Here is an 18,491-nt window from a genome sequence, read left to right as displayed (position 1 = left end):
CATAAACAAAATTATCAATTGCTAGCAACACTATATGCTACATGTCGTTTCTCAATTCGCTCTTCAATTTCTTTCATATTCTCTTTATTCGTTAATAGTGATTGTTTATTTTCTATTAATAATTGTTTAAAGGATTTTCTCACTTTTTTTCGCATTTTTATTGTCCTCCTTGGGGGATGGTATATTTAAAAGATAAATAATTATCTGTGTGTTCTTATAATAATTGATTGTTGTGAAATCCATTTGAACTTCATATGAAAATCGCATTTATTTTCTGACAACTTTGTGAACAAAAAAAGAAAGACCGATTAAAAAATATTTAATCGGTCTTTCAATTTCTTACAACATATTTATCAATATTTCAGGTCTTCCCCAATTCATTTCTTCACAAACGAATCTAAGTTTTTCTTCATCCATTGTGTGTAATCCTTCTTCTAGTGGACATGAAATTGGAACTTCACAATGAATTTGCGCTAATTGTAAAGAGATATTTAAATTCTCTAAATCACTTTCAATTTTTGTGCGCTGCGCTTTCGTTAATGATGCTATATTTTCTAGTACTGCCGATACTGTGCCGTATTCTTGAATAAGCTTATACGCTGTTTTTTCACCAATACCTTTTACACCTGGATAATTATCACTTGTATCTCCCATGAAAGCTTTCGCATGCACGATTTGCCAAGGTTCTACACCTTTCTCTTCCATGATTTTTTCCGGTGTGTAATACTCGTAATTTCCAATTCCTTTACGAAGAAGCATAACTGTAACATTCGTATCAACAAGTTGAAGTAAATCTGTATCACCTGTCAAAATATAAACTTCCGCTTCATTGCAATATTGTTTTGCAAGCGTACCGATGCAATCATCCGCTTCATAACCTTTCATACCGATTACAGGCATAGATAATTTCGCAGTCATTTCTTGCACTAAATCAAATTGCGGAATTAATTCTTCCGGCGGTGCTGCACGATTTGCTTTATAATTCGAGAAAGATTCCGTTCTAAATGTCGTACTTCCCATATCCCAGCACGTTACAATGTGCGTTGGTTCGATTGCTTGTGTTGCTGTTAATAAATGCTTCATATAACCATGAATCCCATTCGTCGGGGTACCATCTTGTCGTTTCATAAATTGTCCATATACACTTGTTGCGTAAAAAGCACGAAATAATAGTGCCATACCATCAACTAATAATACTTTTTTCATAATTCCTCTCCTACTAACAAAAAATAATAACCTCACGTTATCACGTAAGGTTATATATAGATTACCATTCTACGTTTTTGTTCAACTTTGTCTATTATACATTGTTTTTGTATATTTAGCATCATTAACACATTAAGACATTCTACCGCAACAAGTATGAAGTATTCCTGAATACGTATTTTTACCTGTCGAAACAACTACAGCCTTTGCATTTCCGTCAACAATATACGTACCTTTGAAACATACATTTTCAAGTTCAAGTGGATTATAGTCTTTCATCCGTTTTAATGGAATAAATCGTTTACGTTCAAGATGATAGCAACTTTCAAATTTCTCAATACTCGCGTCGTTTCCCGTTAGCACAGACTCATTTACTAATAAATCATTTGCATAAATGATACGTACATCAGCTGGTACTGTATCTCCAGCTGAAAGAAAAATCATATCTCCAGGTACAAGTTCTTGTACTGGTATATCCATCATTTTCAATTCAGTGTTTAGCCCTGTACTACTAGAACATTCTATTCTAGACACAGTAATTTTTTCGCATTGTAATCCATCACGCACATGTTGTTTTGAAAGCCCTGGAATCATTCCGCTTAATTTCATCATTACTTCTGCAAGTAGTGCTCTTTTTGAAGTAAGTTCATTTCGGCCGTATACTTGAATACGTTTTTGCGCCTCTTTCATAGATAATCCGTCTCTTGTTGTTTTAAAATATGCAAATACAGATTTGACATCTCTTGTTGCGATTTCAATTAATAAATCTTTATTCTTTTGAAGCATTGTTTGTTCTTTCATTGATTTTTTACTTGGTTTATATGACGTGTTACCCACAGTTTTGTTTGCATATAACATATTATCGTCTCCTCCTTTACAACATAGGAAGAAACGCTTTGTTTCTCAATTTATCAATTTTACCATGAAAGTACCTAACGCTTACCCACCCGAATAAACGCTACATTATGATAAATATAGAGGGAGGAACAAGTCGTTTCCTGCCTACATCATATAATTTTGATTTGAAGTATATGGGTAACGGAACCGAGTCAGAATTTGACATGTTCCTCACCTCCTTGTTTATTTTATAGTTATAATCTATACTATGAAATTACTCATAGATTTGTAACAAAAAAGACCCTTACTCATAAGAGAGCAAAGGTCTTTGCATACACAAATAAGCGATTCCTAATATAATTAGAAATCTACGGACCTCTCCCTCGTCGAGTTTTAGCACTGTATAGCATAGGTTCATTACCAGCTACGTTAAGAAAAACCTTAATTCGATCATTCCTGTTGACCCATTGGCGTCTCTCGACATTTTTGGGCAGTAGCATTTCTCTATACAGGAGCCTCACCTAACAGAGACTTATTTCATTACATAGAAAATGTTACTCTTATTTAAAATAGATGTCAACACTTTGTATGGAAACTTTTCCTTATTACAGCAGAGCCATCTCTTTTGTTAGCCTATTTTCTCATATATAGTACAAGTTAACGAACGAAAAAAACTTACGTGTAAAACGTAAGTTTTTAGTAAGTTACACAACCAGCGATTACAACACCGATTGAAAGTGATAAAAACATAAGAAATAGGCCGACTGCTTGATTATCTTCTTCAAGGCTTTTATTTATATTAAAACGCGGTGTAAGCCACTCAGCTAAATAATAGACAATAATTTGGGCCAAAATACCAACAGCTCCCCACGAAACCATATCCAAAAGTGAAATGGAATTAGCGGCCGTTGAATATAAAACGATAGCTAGCCCGAGTACCCTTCCTCCAAGTACATAACTTACCGCCTTGTTTCCCTGAGCCATTAACTTAAATTCTTTTACTTTCGTTGTCACTTCCATAAGAAACAAACCGATACATAAAAGTGCAAGTGATACTGCTAAGTATAGTAAAAAATTAATCATTTATTTCCCCCCTCTTAATACCTACTGGTAAATAATAAGATTCATTGCCTGTAATCTTTTCCCCAGCACGTATACCAATACTGCTCGCTTTTCCAGCGATTAAAAACGCCCCAAACACATACGATAGTTTCTCCATTCCTTTTTCAGTTTCCAAACACACGACTGGAAGCTCTGTGTACTTTTGAAATATCGGCAATGACGTTTTATATGTTTCATGTGCATTTCGAATCATAATGTTCGTGTCTTTATCACGAATTGTAATTGTGTCACCTTCCCTACCAAACGAAGGTTTTTGAACGAAAGAACCTTTTCCTAGAAATAAATCTGGTTCTAAATATGTGGGTAACATATATTCTTTAATCCACTGTTGTTCCTCATTTGTATAAAGGGCCCCTTCTTCTGCTAATCCCCAAATAAGACACTGAATTGATTTTGGCTGAAGTAAAAAGGCAGACAAAGGATTTATAATGAATAATTCCCCGTCTTTTACAAGTTGTAGAAGTTCGACACCTACCAAATCTCCCGTTTCAGGGTCTTGATCCTCAATTAAATCTTCTATCGGATACGTTTGACGGTACAACACATCAATTTTCACACCATCATTGTCTACTAAAGCATCCTTTGTAATTCTAAGTGCTGACATTGGCATCACTTTATTTTCAACATGACATAGCTGACTCAAATATATAGTCGTATTCCAATCCTCTATATGTTCATGATGTGCTGTAAAAACGACATTTGGATTTTCTATTCCTTTTACAGCCTCCATTACAGCTTTTGTAATACCAGACGACAGTAAGCGCTCCTGATTTATATTTGGATTATCGTACCCTAATTCCTCACAAACTTTTCCATTCATTTGAAAGCATTCTACAATAAAAGTTGGGGTATCACTATTAAACTCCAACATTTTAATTTTGTTATCATCTGTTAATACAAAATCAAATCTTGAAACAACAGATTCAGGATACAAATCTTTCATTCTAATAAAGGGTAAGGTTGCAGGTGGAAATCCAAGTTCAAGAAGTTGTTCGTCACATAAATTGCGCAGAAGCCTAGCAGTCTTAAAAAATATTTTTCCCATTCGTTCAGTCGCTACTTGTAGTTGTTTCATCATTTGTTCTGTTATTGAAAAAACATGAAACAAACTATACTCACATTCATATAAATCCGACCAAAAATTCGGATACTTCAAATAAAACTCTTTTCGTTTTCTTATGTATTGCGACATATTTTAGCCTCCAAATCCTCCCTTTGAACCGCTTCCAATTCCCCCTTTAAATTCTGCAGACGATTGATACGATTTAAACTCCGATGAATTCTTAAAAGTGGATTTATTTTGATAGTATCTCCCACCATAGAAGTAATGCCCACGATAACCTGAACTACTATCATCACACTGCCATACTCCAAGTTCATCATCCCAATCCCAATCAGAACAACTATTATCATTCGGTTCTGGGGGAATATCTTGTGTGCAGCCAAATAAGGTGCCAGTCATTAAAGATGTTAACACACCGCCTACTAGCCATTTCGTTTTTGTCACCTTCGCACTCCCCTTTTTAAATTATATTTCTATTATATAAAAAGCCATGATAAAGTAGAAGAAAAAGGAAGAAGAGGGATAAAATGCGCTTAGAATATCGGCTCAACGATGAAACAAAAGGGTATCCTGCGTTATGGAATTACACAAATATTTCTAACTCTGAAATCGTCGCACGTATGACTTGTGAATATTTTATTAAAGAGAAAAATACATATGTTGTTACTGCAACGTCGATAGATCCAGACGGAACAGCAGTTATATATATCCAAAAAGAAGTTTTTGCAAATGACCCTTCAGATCCTACATACTCCCATATAGGTTTTGAAATGAGAGAACTAAGAGAAACGAATTCAAGCATAGTTGATAGTAAAGATGTATGGAACTATGAAGAACTTTTACCATCTCTTCATTCAGATATTATATATATTCAGCGAGACGGCATGCATTGGGAGTTCACCTTAGATTCAAGAGAGATTGATGAAGACAGAAAGTGCTATGTTTATTATGGAAACTTTACAGGTGAATCAAGATAAGTATATATAACAAAAAAACCTTACGTATAAAACGTAAGGTTTTTATTTAGCCCCACATATGCCGTTCTCTCTAGATGTCCATAAACCTGCTCTCACAGGTGGATGTTCTCACAAATGTTTGTAACTTCCCTCTTAAAAAGATGGCCTGTTAGCTACATTTAAATATTGAACTTCCGTATTATACTTATTGGTTTAAGACATGCATAAGCTACGTACACCGTAGGAAATTTATATAAGTTTAGTTGAAATAAGACCCCCGCACGTGCCGCTCCTCGTAAATGTCCAAAAACCCGCTACTCGCAGGTGGATGCCCTCACAGTTACCGTACATCTTCCTCCACAAGGAAGGCATGATGATGGTCGCTAAATATTGAGCTTCCGTATAACTAACATCGGTTTTAGACATAAATAAGTTACGTACACCGCAGGATGTATTATTTACTTGTCGTTATATTATCACATTGTTTCCAATGTGTAAAATACAATTTTTTTCGAGCAATCTCTTGCTTGTGACCTTATTTTAATACAAATTTTTTTTGCATGCAAGTGATTAATCTTCTTCTTTTGCAATTTGATTTTCTGGATAAGAAATCCAATCACTCCAGCTACCTGCATACAATTTAACGTTTTGGAATCCAGCTAATTTTAATGCAATGATATTTGGACACGCTGTAACACCAGAACCACAATATACAATTGTTTCCTTATCTTTTGAAAGATTTCGGAATCGTTCTTGTTGCTGAACTTCATTTTTAAATTGTCCTGATTGTAGAATTCCATCCTTCCAAAAATAGTTTACTGCTGTCGGAATATGTCCTGCCTGTGGGTCAACAAGTTCCTCTACACCAGCATAACGTTTTGGTTCTCTAGAATCGATTAGCGTAACATCTGCACCTGTATAAATATTATCTCTGACCGTTTCCATCGTTATAAGCATATGATCTTGTATATTTGCTTTGAATGTTTTTCGTATAGCAACAGGAATTTCCATTGTTGTATGTAATCCATTCTCTTTCCAAGCCGGAAATCCGCCATCTAATATATACACTTTCTCATGTCCTACATAGTTTAATAACCACCACAAACGAGAAGCATTTGCACCAGCTTGACTATCATACGCAACTACTGTCGTATGTTCATCAATACCAGCTTGCGACAGCTTGTCTGCAAACTCTTCAATATGTGGTAATGGATGGCGGCCACCATGTTCTTTTACAGGACTTGATAAATCTAAATTCAAATCAAAATATAATGCATGAGGAATATGTTCTTCCTCATACTTATCTCTACCCCAATTAGGATTCGCTAAATCAAAACGACAATCGATTATACGGACATTCTCATCTTCTATATGCTCACGTAACCACTCGACTGTAACAATCATCTTTAACGACCTTCTTTCTCGTGCACGCGACTTACATATTCCATTACCATATCTTCTGTAACTAGTTTACGTTGCGGTGCAACCCCTTGTTTCGCAAGATCATTAATTTGGTTTGTTACCAAATTAATAACATCTACTGAAAATTCTTTCCCATTCGATGCAAGTGATATCGCTGCTTCAATAGCTGCTTCACGCTGCGCATCTAATTGCAAAAATGTTTTTACAATTCCATTTTGTTTACGAGAATGTGCTGTAATTGCTTTATGTACTTCCATCTTCTCTTCCCCCCAGATAAGTTATACTTTCTAATTTAATTCCATTGCAAGCCGAATCATATCACGGCATACAATTTCATTTTCAACAATCTCTTCTTCATAATGCTTCGAAAAGTAATCAAAATCAATAGAAAAAATACGAAATCCACATTTTTGATATAACGCAAGCTGAGAAACACTGGAGTTACCTGTACCAATTTCAAGTTTGAATATACCATATCCTTTAGCAGTTTCTATCGCATGCTTCAATAGCTTCTTTCCAATCCCTTTTCCTTGCATATGCTCTACAACCGCAAGATTCATGATTTCCATCGTCTTCGGCCTCGTTTCCAAAAGAACATATACACCTATAACTTTATCCTCTTGCATAGCTACATATGTTAAACCTCTTTCTACATATGTATCAATTTGCCGTTCGCTCGGATCGGCAAGTAGCAATAACGATTTCGGCATAGCTTCTTTCGAAACACATTCTATTACAACAGACATAAAAATTCCCCCTTCTCTATTGTTCTAAACCCTCCTTGTCTACCATAAGTAATAGAAAGGAGGGATTCACCATGGACAACAATGAGAAAAAATGCAACATCATCTCTATTGATGGAAAGAAAAAAAGCGGTACGTATTCCTATCCAAAATTAGTAGTAGAAAACAAAACATATGAATTTTCTTCATTCGTCTTATGCGGTGAAACACCAGACGGCAGACGACTCGTTCTTACTCATATGATTTCTACTGATGAATTCGCAGGGTTTGTAAAATCTTTAGATACTGTGCTACAAAAGAAAGTTGAACGAATCTTTTTTTCATAACGACTATATCGCATAAATTTCTCTTTCAATCTCTACTAACTGCTTTTGCAATTGCTCTTTACTTTGTTCATATAGTGATACATCAATCGTTTCAGCCAATGCAAATAATATACTTTCATAATAATTCATTACATCTTGCTGCATCACTGTTTGGAATAAGTTCCATTTTACATCCCACTCTTGCTTATAATGATGAACAAATAAATCTTCTTCATCAGCTACATAGTTTGATACGAACGGTTCTAATACAAATTTTGCGTCCTCTTGCATGAGAGCTTTATCATTTTTTTCAAAAAAGCTTTTCTCGTTTTTAAAATGTGCCAGTGCTTTTTTGAAATCTTTTATTTCAACTGAAGGGAACGGTTCTTTATGTGTAATATTTTTATAATCATACTCCACTGTTCCATTCATAGAAATTGATTCATTTTCTACTTTACAGTTCACTACAATTTCATTCTTTGCACGCTTCATCGCTTCATCTATCCATTTTTCAAGACGTAATGATGTCGCGCGCATTTCTTGTAATAAATCATGTTGAATAAATGCTACTAATTCCATAACGCACTGTTGCAACTGCGTTTTTACATTTCCGTCCGTTCGAAGTGACGCTGGATTAATAAATTCAGTAAACACATCGTTATAGCGCAGGAATAAACGCTGTTGTACATAATACAGCAATTCTTTCACTTCATTTTGCATCGCTTGCTCCTCAGCAAGCACACTATATGATGAAATAATATGAAGTAGTTGATCACGCTCTGCTTCATATTTTTTTGTTTGCTTCTCTTTTTCTTCATTCCCCTGTTTTGCACCGCTTATCATGTTTACTAAAAGCTGATCCGCTCCTTGCAATGCGCCATATAAAGCATGTACAGATACAAGCATTAAATCTCTCATCATAAAGGACGTAAATGATTCTTCAAACTTAGCAATCCCAGAGTTCTGTAATATACCGTACTTCTCTTTTTCTATATTCTTTCCTTGTTTCTCTTCAAGCGCACATAAACTTGAAATTGCAAATAAACGCGGATTTCTAATACCATATTGCAGTAGCTGATCTGCAATATAACCTTTTACCATTTCAAGTTCTTCTTCAGACTCTGCTAAATCAGCTGCATTTATTAGGAAGAACATTTTATCAAGAGCAAAAGTATCCTTTACACGACCGAGCTGAATTAAGAATTCACGGTCAGCTCGAGAGAACACATGGTTATAATATGTTACAAATAAAATAGCATCTGCGTTTTTAATATACTGGAAGGCAACATCTGTATGGCGAGCGTTAATAGAATCCGCTCCTGGTGTGTCTACAAGCGCTACTCCTTGTCTTGTTAAAGCACAATCATAATACAGTTCCATGTACTCAACAAAACATGATTTTTCTTCATTCGCTACATAATCAGAGAATTCTTCTAATGTAACTTCTACTTGTTCCCCTATATGAGCAGAAACTGCATCATATCCTTTTTGTACCGCTCGTAAAAAGCTAAATGTTGTTTTTTGCTTCCCACTTGGTGAAGGATATTTCATAACTTTGTCAATTTGCGATAACGCTTCGTCTAACGTAGTAATCTCATAATGGAACAGCTTATAAACAGCTTTCATGTCTTCTAATAGCGCCTGCTTTGATTTAAACTGAACAATTACTGTTCCGTGTGGTTTTTCCTCTGTAACCGGCAAAATTTGATTAATCGTTGCCGTCGTCGGATTTGGTGATACAGGAAGTACCTTATCCCCAAGCAATGCATTGGCAAATGATGATTTCCCAGCACTAAATGCCCCGAATAACGCTACTGTAAATTGTTTCGTTTCCACACGTCGTCTTTTTTCTATTACCTCTTGCTGTACATGTTTCAGTGCAGGTAATGGCTCTAATATCGTTTCAGCTTTTTTTACTTTTTCTAGTATACGCTGAATATTCAATACCGCCGTTCCTTTCATCTCTTCCTCACGAGCTATTACGTTATGAGTTACGCTTTCTTGTTCTTGTAGTGTGAATTTCTCACTAACAATTTGTTTTTTACTTTGCAATACCTCATCTATTTGCAATCCTTCTGGTGTCGCAACGTGGTCGTGCCAAATATTTTGTAAATAACCCTCATATTCCTCAAATTTGTTACTGTATTGTAGTTGCGTTTCTTTTGCCGTTTGCAACATCGTGTATGTTTCAATTTCTTCTTCAATACGAGCAACTGCTTCCTTCACCTTTTGCTTTAAAACAACTGCACTCTTATCGAAAATTTGCTGCGATTTTATAAAATAACGTTTCTTCAGTTCATTCGCTACATCCGCTGTATAAAGAAGTAAGTAATCTCCTGTGAAACCCGCACCTTGTTTAATTACTTCAGCCAATAATTCCGGCCCGAAAGCAATCTCTAAAGCATATATGTCTTTCCCAATTTCCTCTGTGAACAATCCTTCTTCTTTTAAGAATGCTACGATAAATTCTTTCACATGAAAATCAAGTTGCGTTTCAACAGTCTTTTGCAAAGCAGAATAAAAAGCATCTACACGTCTTTGCTTTTCTTGTTCCGTCTTTCCCTTCGCAAATAACAAACCAACTTTAAATTTCGTTAATTTCGTTTCTAAATACGCATTCGCCAATTCTCTCATTTCAAATGGCATTAAATACGCGTTATCTAATATAGCTTGTAAACCTTTTATAAACTCATTTCTTACATCAGATTCTTTACTAGCTGTAAGATTTTTATTTCCAGTTAGCTCTTCTTTCTTTTCAACTATCTCTGAAATGGAAAGTGGGGATGCTAGCTCTTCTTCATATTTCATAAGATACTTTTCATTTTCAGAAAGAATATACGAGAAATGTTCCCCCAATAAATATTCTGTTTCTCGCTCCATCCCATTCCTTACATACTGCCCTTTTTCTTCCATGATAGAAGAAATTAGTACTTCTAAATTTCCAATTTCATTATGGGGATGGTTCATCATTCGCAATGACGTATAATAAACACCATCCACCTCAATATCCCAGTTAGAGAACGATTGTTTTACACTATCTTTATAATTCTCAAATGATAATTCATTTTCTTTATGTTTATCTATTTGGTTTACAACGAGATAAACCGTTTTATTACGCTGTTTCAATTCTTTAACAAATTGTAAGTTTACTTCCGATTGGACGTGATTATAATCCATCATATAAAAAATTACATCTGCTAGATGCAGTGTCGATTCCGTCGCTAATTGATGGGCATCATCTGTTGAATCAATCCCTGGTGTATCAACTAACATAACCCCCTCAGGAATTGGCGCATCATTTCGATAAATATGAACACCAATTACCTCATCACCATCTTTACAAATTTGTTTTAATTCTTCCGCTGAATATGCACCGTCATATTCGTACTGTTCTCCTGATTTAACCGTTACGACAACACGATCAAACCCCTTTTCGATTTTAACGACGTTAGCGCTTGTCGGAATTGGACTTGTTGGTAACAGCTGCGCTTTATATAGATGATTCATCATCGTTGATTTTCCTGCAGAGAAGTGACCGCAGAACGCTATCATAAGCTGCTCTTGTTTATATTTTTGAATTACTTCAAATAACTTTAAGCTATTCTCTGCATCGCCGTGTTTTTGCCACTCTTCATAAAAACAAACAAGTTTTTTCATACCGTTTGTCTGTACTATGTTTGTCATCCCCTTGTTCCCCTTTATCCAAGATGTATATATACTTTATCCCGCTAATTGCAAACTAATAATCAGTAAGAGATGAACTTCCCTTCTGATTACAGTTTCACTTTACTATCATACTAAATTTTCAGCATATTCTCATTAAAAATAAAAAATCCCTTTCATTCTTTTTACAAATGAAAGGGATTTTACGTCATATCATTCATTTTGCTGTTCCTACTCCATTTAAAACATACTTCGCAATAACTGCATATACAGCGACCGTACCTGCTACTAATGCATATACCATACTCACGCACCAACCTTTTTTGATAATGATTATCACTTTTGAATATATTTTATCATTAAAGAGAATCATTATCAACAACTTTCATAAAGAAAGCTCCTTACGAGAAGGAGCTTTACTGCCTGTTTTGAAGAAGGGTAAAACTTGCTGTGCACTCTTATTATATCTCATAATGCCTATCTTAACAGTTAAAAAAAATGGAAATACACCCTATCCCCTCTATCTTACATTTTGTATAATAAAGTGAAACTTTAATCAGTGGGGGTTTTTTCCATCCCCCACTGATTACTAGTTGAACCAATCGGGCTTTTACGAGCAGCCCGACTCCCATCTAACTTCCTCGTATTCACTGAATCTTAAGGTGGGAGTCTTACTGCTCGTTAATGCGGGATAAAAGGGAATTACTTAACAAGGAGGAAAATAATGACACAAAATCTCACACAAGGCGAGAGGATACACTCCATCGATATTATTAGAGGAATAGCTGTACTAGGTATTTTTCTTGTTAACTGGCCTGTTATTGCCGGGGTTGACTCACGTGATATTACAGGAATTTATGAAGGGATAGACAGCTACATTCGCCTATTTTACGATATGTTTATTCAAACAAAGTTTTACACTATCTTTTCGTTTTTATTCGGCCTAGGCTTTTACATTTTTATGACTCGTGCTGAGGCGAAAACAGATCGTCCCAAAACTTTATTTGTTCGTCGTTTGCTTATTTTATTATTATTTGGTTTCTTGCATTACGTTCTTTTATGGGACGGAGACATTTTACATACGTATGCTATTACTGGATTTTTCTTATTTTTATTTTATAAGAGAGAACCACGAACTATTTTAATATGGTCAATTGTACTATTAAGTTTCATGCAACTGTTCTCATTATTAGGTTCTCTTGCCATGTTATTAGTGCCGATAGATGAACTAGGTCTTTCTACAGCAATTATGCCGTTAGAAAACTGGGGCTTACAAATCACAGACAGATTCCATTCTTTCTATTCTGAAGCAATAAGTAACAGTCTTATTATGCTTCCTGAAACACTAGGATTGTTTTTACTCGGATTATATGCCGGAAAAAAAGACATTTTCCGCCGTGCAAAAGAATTAGATCCAAAGCTCAAAAAGTTGCAAATTATTATGTTCATTCTAACATTACCGCTGTGGTTTATTATGTTTTACTTCTTTATGAATAATCAACCGTACATGCCACTATCACTTATGGGTATTACGATGATAAGTGGAAAAACATTATTCATCTTCTACATTGTCACGCTCATGCGTTTATTACAAAAAGAAAAATGGCAAAATTTATTACGTCCATTCCAATACGTTGGACGAATGGCGTTAACGAATTACATTTCACATACAATTGTTACATTACTTGTATTCGGACTATTGTTCAAAAATGATTATCTTGCTCCATTATGGGTAGGACCACTATTTTGCATCGGTTTCTACACGTTGCAAATCTTTATTAGCCGCTGGTGGCTGTCACGTTATCAATATGGGCCACTTGAATATATATGGCGACTTGGTACATATGGAAAAATGATGCCACTTAAAAAGAAAAGCAAGGTCTCCTGATGAGACCTTGCTTTTTATGCTTCTCTTACTGCACTTTGCATCGGAACTGGTTCTTCTTTTATCTTCACTTTTCGCTGTGGCACCATATTAAATACTATATTTAACAATACTGCTGACGCACTTCCAAGTACAATTCCGTTATCAGTTAAAATACGAATGTTTTCAGGAAGTTGTGAGAATAATGTTGGAACGACTGTAACGCCAAGTCCGATTCCGACAGAACATGCAACAATTAATAAGTTTTCTTGCCTTCCAAAATCAACGCTACTTAACATTTTAATACCATACGCCATAACCATACCAAACATTGCGAGCATAGCACCGCCAAGTACTGATTTCGGAATAATTGTTGTAATAGCTGCGATTTTAGGAATGAATCCAAGAACAATTAACATACCACCACAAGTATAAATAATAACGCGATTTCTTACTCCAGTTAATTGAACAAGCCCTACGTTTTGAGAATACGTTGTATATGGAAATGCGTTAAAAATACCACCTAACACCATGGCTAATCCTTCTGCACGATAACCTTTTGTTAATTCTTTTTCACCGATCTTTTTATTGCAAATATCAGATAAAGCAAAGTATACACCTGTCGCTTCTACAATCCCTACGCAAGCAACGAGAATCATCGTAATAATTGGCGTTAATTCGAATGTCGGTGTACCGAAGTAAAACGGCTGAATACCATGGAACCAATCTGCTTCTCCAACCGCTTGCAAACTTACTTTCCCCATGAAAGCTGCAACGATTGTACCGAACAAAAGACCTAGTAAAATAGAGATTGAACGGATAAATCCGTCAAAGAAACGATACATAATGATAATAAATAATAATACTCCAAATGCTAACGCTAAGTTTTCAAGACTTCCGAAATCTTTGCTTCCTACTCCGCCAGCCATATCATTAATAGCTGCTGGAACAAGTGTAACTCCAATTACTGTAACAACAGACCCTGTTACAACAGGAGGAAACAATTTTACAAGCTTCCCAAATAATTTAGCGAAAATAACAACGAATAATCCAGCAGCAATAATCGCTCCATAAATAGAAGACACGCCGTATTGTTTGCCGATTGCAATCATCGGTCCAACCGCTGTAAATGTACAACCTAGTACAACGGGAAGTCCAATACCGAAAAAGCGATTTGATAATGCTTGTAAAATTGTCGCAACGCCGCACATTAATAAATCAATTGAGACTAAATATGTTAACTCTTTTTGATTCAAACCAAGCCCGCCGCCGACAATAAGCGGAACGATAATTGCGCCAGCATACATTGCAAGCATATGCTGTATACCAAGCGATGCGATTTTAAATGGGTGCTGCTTCATCGTTTATTTCACCTCCGCAGTTTCTTGCTGTACAAATGTAACTGTGCCGTTATCAAGTGATGCAATTTCTGCTAGTGACTCAACTCGAACACCTTGTTCACGAAGCTTCTTTCCTCCATCTTGAAATGCTTTTTCGATAACAATTCCAATACCTGCAATACTTGCTCCAGCTTGCTCTACTAAACTCATTAAACCTAAAGCAGCTTGACCGTTTGCTAAAAAGTCATCGATAATTAACACGCGATCATTTTCATCGATATGATTTCGAGATAACGAAATTTCATTCGTTTCTTGTTTTGTAAATGAATATACGTTTGCAACATACATATTATCTTGTAACGTTAACGATTTACGTTTCCTTGCAAAGATTACTTTTACACCAAGCTCTAATGCAGCCATAACCGCTGGTGCAATGCCTGAAGATTCAATCGTCACGATTTTTGTAATGTTATCTTCTTTAAAACGTTTAGCAAATTCTTTTCCAATCTCTTGCATAAGTACTGGATCAATTTGGTGATTTAAAAACGCATCTACCTTTAATACGTCACCAGATAAAACCTTTCCTTCGTTCAAAATCTTTTCTTGTAATACTTTCATGTTTGTTCCTCCTCTTATGCAATAAAAAAACTCCAAAAGCCGCCACCACTCGTTACAAGTGAGAGACGCGCTTTTGGAGTTTCGCAATAAAAGAATGCTAAACAAGCAAATATATTCGTCCTCACTCATAGTCAAAGTATTTACGGTACTTCGGTAGAAACTTGCAGGCCATATCCCCGCGATTATATGAGTGTAGCTAACTATTTATTTTATAGAAGGATTATAACGCACTTTTTGTACTTTGAAAAGTATTTATTAATAAAACACGTACAAATTTTATAAAAACACCATTTTCGTTCGAGTTTTGCAAACTCTTACATTTCATCTCAAAGCGTCGTTAACATGATTGGTCCATCTTTTGTAATCGCAATTGTATGCTCATATTGAGCTGATAATTTCCCATCCATTGTTCTTGCAGTCCATCCATTTAAATCAACTTTAGAATATCGCATTCCTACATTTACAATTGGTTCAATTGTAATTACCATTCCTTCTTGCAGCTTAGGCCCTTGTCCTGGCTTTCCAAAATGAAAAATTGCTGGTTCTTCATGAATCTCTTTACCAATTCCATGTCCCGTAAAATCTCTTGCCACAGAAAAACCTTCAGAAGCTACATAACTTTCAATTGCATAACCAATATCTCCTACATAATTACCGATTACCGCCTGATCAATCCCCTTATATAAAGCACTCTCAGCTACTACTAATAGTTTCTCTGCCTCATTAGAAATAGTTCCTACTATATAAGTCCATGCAGAATCTGAGAGACCACCATTTAAGTTTACTACCATATCAATTGTCACGATATCCCCAGCTTGCAAAGGTACATCACTAGGAAAACCATGACACATTTCGTCGTTTACAGATGCACATACTGCGTATGGATATCCGTTGTAACCTTTCTGCTCGGACGTTGCACCATGCTTTTCTAAATACGCTTCAACAAACATATTAATTTCTTGTGTCGTTATTCCTGGTTTTATCATTTTCGCAATTTCTCTATGACATGAAGCAAGTAATTTCCCAGATTCATGCATCAAATCTATTTCATTTTTCGTTTTGATTGTAATCATACTACCTCTCCTTGCTAAACTTGCTATTTGCCACTAAAGTTCAATCATACACATCCTCTATCAAAATTTCAAAGCTCAAAATTACAACAAGTACAAAAACAGGTCTCATATATTTCTACATCAAAATAAAAAAACAGAAGAGCCCTCTGTTTTTTAATCATTTTTACATATATAATTCATTTTCAAAAACTCAAAACAACTACCGTTTGTTTTCTGTATAAACGTTCCAACTGGTTCGAATCCTACTTTTTTATATACTTTGATTGCCCTTTTATTAAATGCTGCTACTGATAATGTTATATAGTCACAGTTATAGTTTTCTTTACTAAAATCTAATCCAGCTTTTACGAACTGTAAACCTAATCCATTACCTGTTATATTAGGTCTCATTCCAAGCCCTATATCAACCGTTCGATTATTTATTTTACAAAAACTAAAGAACCCAATGAGAGTACCATTTTCCTTCACAGCAAATGTATCAGCTCCCCTACTCTCATCATGTAAAAACTCAGCTAAGTCTTCTTGATCTGCCTCCATATCATAAAAAGAATATTCCCCTTCATAATGCCAGTTGTATGCAATTTCCTCCGCTTCTTCTTGCGTCATTACTGTATATGTATAATTCATTCTCCTATCTCCTTTAACAAAAAGAGCTGCAATTAAGCAGCTCTTTTTTATAACTCATAAATTTCTTTATACTTCGCTTCTAAATAGTCTGCTAGGTAGTTTGCATTTAGCCCTTCACCTGTTACATCTTCTAAAATTTCAAGTGGCTTTTTCGTTTTACCGTATTGGTGAATATTTTCCGTTAACCATTCACGAATTGGCGTTACGTTTCCTTCTTCTAATAATGCATCAAAGTTCGGAATGTCTTTTAACATTCGTTGCTTAAATTGCGCTGCATACATATAACCAAGCGCATAAGATGGGAAATATCCAAATGAACCGCCAGCCCAGTGCACATCTTGCAATACACCTTGTGCATCATTTTCCGGACGAATTCCTAAATATGCTTCCATCTTATCATTCCAAGCCGCTGGTAAATCCTTCACTTGCAATGTGCCATCAAATAATTCTTTCTCAAGTTCATAACGAACCATAACATGAAGCGGGTATGTAAGCTCATCTGCTTCGATACGAATGAATGATGGTTTCGATTCGTTAATTGCATCGTAAAACTCATCGACTGATATATCGTCAAATTGACCAGCGCTATACTCTTTTAATAAATCATAATTTTTCTTCCAGAATGATTTATTACGGCCAATAAAGTTCTCAAAGAATAATGATTGTGATTCGTGAATACCCATAGATGTGCCACTACATAGCGGTGTACCTTCAAATTTCTCTGCAATATTTTGTTCATATACAGCATGACCACACTCATGAATTGTTCCAAAAACAGCCATACGAAAATCTTTTTCATCATAGCGTGTCGTAATACGCACATCCCCTCTATTTAATGTAATTTCGAAAGGATGGACTGTTTCATCAAGACGCCCCGCTTCAAAGTCATAATTCAATTGCTTTAATAGCTCTAATGTAAAGTTCTTTTGTTTTTCTTTTGAAAAATGTTCTGATAAGGCACTTGTTTTTAACCCTTTTTTAGACTCAGAGATTTCTTTTACAAGCGGAACGATACGTTCACGAAGTTGACCAAATACGTGATCTAACACTTCTACTGTAATACCCGGCTCATACATATCTAATAATGTATTGTATTTATACGTTTCGTAACCCCAATATGTAATAAATTTCTTTTTAAATTCAACTATTTGTTCTAAATACGGACGGAACATTTCGAAATCAGATTTTTCACGAGCTTCTTCCCACACACTCTCCGCTTTCGCTTCTAGTTTCACATACGCTTCATATTCCGCTTGTGGAATTTTCTTATTTCTATCATATTCTTTACGACATTCTTCAACCATTTTCTTCGTCGTTTCAGAAAGTTTATCTTCACGTATTAAAGCTTCAAGCTCTGTTAAATAGTTTCCCATCTCATCTGAAGTCGACATTACAAACACTTCTGATGAAAGCATGCCGATTACTTCTGAACGCTGGTCCACACCTTTTTTAGGCGCACCTGTTCTTAAGTCCCAAAACATTAAGCTTAATGCTTCTCCGTAATTCTCTATCTTCTTCACATATGTTAAAAAATTTTTTTCTACTTCATATGTAGCAACAGTCATCGTATAAAAACCTCCCTTTTCTACCTCAAACTTAATTCGACATGGAGACGTAAATTCCTTTTATAATAGAAAAAAAGCTTGGCAAGT

General features: G+C 35.4%; 18 protein-coding genes, 2 other RNA genes and 2 riboswitches. Of the genes, 3 read left to right on the top strand and 17 right to left on the bottom strand.

Going from position 1 to position 18,491, the window contains the following annotated elements:
* Positions 1 to 14: 14 nt before the first annotated feature.
* From COI75_RS15480 to COI75_RS15455, 6 genes are all read right to left on the bottom strand, one after another.
* Positions 15 to 155: an FbpB family small basic protein gene (locus tag COI75_RS15480; RefSeq protein WP_001228052.1), complete on the bottom strand. Its 141-nt coding sequence runs from the start codon at positions 153 to 155 to the stop codon at positions 15 to 17.
* 184 nt (positions 156 to 339) lie between these two features.
* Complete coding sequence (locus COI75_RS15475) at positions 340 to 1,206, bottom strand: 5'-3' exonuclease (RefSeq protein WP_000757078.1); 867 nt, start codon at positions 1,204 to 1,206, stop codon at positions 340 to 342.
* 132 nt (positions 1,207 to 1,338) lie between these two features.
* Positions 1,339 to 2,064, bottom strand: a complete 726-nt coding sequence (locus tag COI75_RS15470; RefSeq protein ID WP_000964974.1) for a P-type ATPase — start codon at positions 2,062 to 2,064, stop codon at positions 1,339 to 1,341.
* 349 nt (positions 2,065 to 2,413) lie between these two features.
* Positions 2,414 to 2,579: riboswitch (M-box (ykoK) riboswitch) on the bottom strand.
* Between the two features lie 160 nt (positions 2,580 to 2,739).
* Positions 2,740 to 3,126, bottom strand: a complete 387-nt coding sequence (locus COI75_RS15465) for a DUF350 domain-containing protein (RefSeq protein ID WP_000606850.1) — start codon at positions 3,124 to 3,126, stop codon at positions 2,740 to 2,742.
* Positions 3,119 to 4,357: a glutathionylspermidine synthase family protein gene (locus tag COI75_RS15460; RefSeq protein ID WP_000084970.1), complete on the bottom strand. Its 1,239-nt coding sequence runs from the start codon at positions 4,355 to 4,357 to the stop codon at positions 3,119 to 3,121. The genes COI75_RS15465 and COI75_RS15460 overlap by 8 nt, the downstream gene beginning before the upstream one ends.
* Before the next feature lie 3 nt (positions 4,358 to 4,360).
* Entirely contained in the window at positions 4,361 to 4,672 is a 312-nt protein-coding gene (locus tag COI75_RS15455) for a hypothetical protein (RefSeq protein WP_000169017.1), read from the bottom strand.
* A gap of 83 nt (positions 4,673 to 4,755) precedes the next feature.
* Here COI75_RS15455 and COI75_RS15450 point away from each other — a divergent pair, with 83 nt between their 5' ends.
* Entirely contained in the window at positions 4,756 to 5,205 is a 450-nt protein-coding gene (locus COI75_RS15450; RefSeq protein WP_001235532.1) for a hypothetical protein, read from the top strand.
* Between the two features lie 45 nt (positions 5,206 to 5,250).
* Here COI75_RS15450 and ssrS (COI75_RS15445) read toward each other — a convergent pair.
* From ssrS (COI75_RS15445) to COI75_RS15425, 5 genes are all read right to left on the bottom strand, one after another.
* Positions 5,251 to 5,434, bottom strand: a non-coding RNA gene (ssrS, locus tag COI75_RS15445) — 6S RNA.
* A 21-nt stretch (positions 5,435 to 5,455) separates the two neighbouring features.
* Positions 5,456 to 5,638, bottom strand: a non-coding RNA gene (gene ssrS / locus COI75_RS15440) — 6S RNA.
* A 116-nt stretch (positions 5,639 to 5,754) separates the two neighbouring features.
* Complete coding sequence (locus COI75_RS15435; protein WP_000637535.1) at positions 5,755 to 6,588, bottom strand: sulfurtransferase; 834 nt, start codon at positions 6,586 to 6,588, stop codon at positions 5,755 to 5,757.
* Positions 6,589 to 6,590: 2 nt separating this feature from the next.
* Positions 6,591 to 6,863 carry a YpbS family protein gene (locus COI75_RS15430; protein WP_000451822.1) on the bottom strand — a complete coding sequence of 91 codons (273 nt, stop codon included), beginning with the start codon at positions 6,861 to 6,863 and terminating at the stop codon, positions 6,591 to 6,593.
* A 30-nt stretch (positions 6,864 to 6,893) separates the two neighbouring features.
* On the bottom strand, positions 6,894 to 7,352 hold the full coding sequence (locus COI75_RS15425; RefSeq protein WP_000117679.1) for a GNAT family N-acetyltransferase: 459 nt from the start codon (positions 7,350 to 7,352) through the stop codon (positions 6,894 to 6,896).
* Positions 7,353 to 7,423: 71 nt separating this feature from the next.
* On the opposite strand from COI75_RS15425, the gene COI75_RS15420 reads away from it, so the two are divergent.
* The gene (locus COI75_RS15420) at positions 7,424 to 7,675 is read left to right on the top strand and encodes a DUF3931 domain-containing protein (protein WP_000369733.1); all 252 of its coding nucleotides are present in this window, start codon (positions 7,424 to 7,426) and stop codon (positions 7,673 to 7,675) included.
* Positions 7,676 to 7,678: 3 nt separating this feature from the next.
* On the opposite strand, the gene COI75_RS15415 is transcribed toward COI75_RS15420, so the two are convergent.
* Positions 7,679 to 11,338, bottom strand: coding sequence for a dynamin family protein (locus COI75_RS15415; RefSeq protein WP_000182112.1), 3,660 nt, complete (start codon positions 11,336 to 11,338; stop codon positions 7,679 to 7,681).
* A 703-nt stretch (positions 11,339 to 12,041) separates the two neighbouring features.
* Here COI75_RS15415 and COI75_RS15405 point away from each other — a divergent pair.
* Positions 12,042 to 13,205, top strand: coding sequence for a DUF418 domain-containing protein (locus tag COI75_RS15405; RefSeq protein WP_000193184.1), 1,164 nt, complete (start codon positions 12,042 to 12,044; stop codon positions 13,203 to 13,205).
* A 14-nt stretch (positions 13,206 to 13,219) separates the two neighbouring features.
* Here COI75_RS15405 and pbuX read toward each other — a convergent pair whose 3' ends face one another.
* From pbuX to ypwA, 5 genes are all read right to left on the bottom strand, one after another.
* On the bottom strand, positions 13,220 to 14,542 hold the full coding sequence (pbuX, locus tag COI75_RS15400; RefSeq protein WP_000809206.1) for a xanthine permease PbuX: 1,323 nt from the start codon (positions 14,540 to 14,542) through the stop codon (positions 13,220 to 13,222).
* A 3-nt stretch (positions 14,543 to 14,545) separates the two neighbouring features.
* Complete coding sequence (locus tag COI75_RS15395) at positions 14,546 to 15,139, bottom strand: xanthine phosphoribosyltransferase (RefSeq protein WP_000866478.1); 594 nt, start codon at positions 15,137 to 15,139, stop codon at positions 14,546 to 14,548.
* A 108-nt stretch (positions 15,140 to 15,247) separates the two neighbouring features.
* Positions 15,248 to 15,349, bottom strand: a riboswitch (purine riboswitch).
* Between the two features lie 116 nt (positions 15,350 to 15,465).
* Entirely contained in the window at positions 15,466 to 16,212 is a 747-nt protein-coding gene (locus tag COI75_RS15390) for a type I methionyl aminopeptidase (RefSeq protein WP_000628432.1), read from the bottom strand.
* A 153-nt stretch (positions 16,213 to 16,365) separates the two neighbouring features.
* Complete coding sequence (locus COI75_RS15385) at positions 16,366 to 16,839, bottom strand: GNAT family N-acetyltransferase (RefSeq protein WP_001110165.1); 474 nt, start codon at positions 16,837 to 16,839, stop codon at positions 16,366 to 16,368.
* Between the two features lie 47 nt (positions 16,840 to 16,886).
* The gene (gene ypwA, locus COI75_RS15380; RefSeq protein WP_000215058.1) at positions 16,887 to 18,404 is read right to left on the bottom strand and encodes a carboxypeptidase; all 1,518 of its coding nucleotides are present in this window, start codon (positions 18,402 to 18,404) and stop codon (positions 16,887 to 16,889) included.
* Positions 18,405 to 18,491 lie beyond the last annotated feature (87 nt).

This window comes from Bacillus cereus, from assembly GCF_002564555.1.
In the GTDB taxonomy this organism is placed as follows: domain Bacteria; phylum Bacillota; class Bacilli; order Bacillales; family Bacillaceae_G; genus Bacillus_A; species Bacillus_A cereus_K.
Note: the sequence above shows the minus strand (reverse complement) of the source record. Positions and strands in the feature narration are given on the sequence as shown.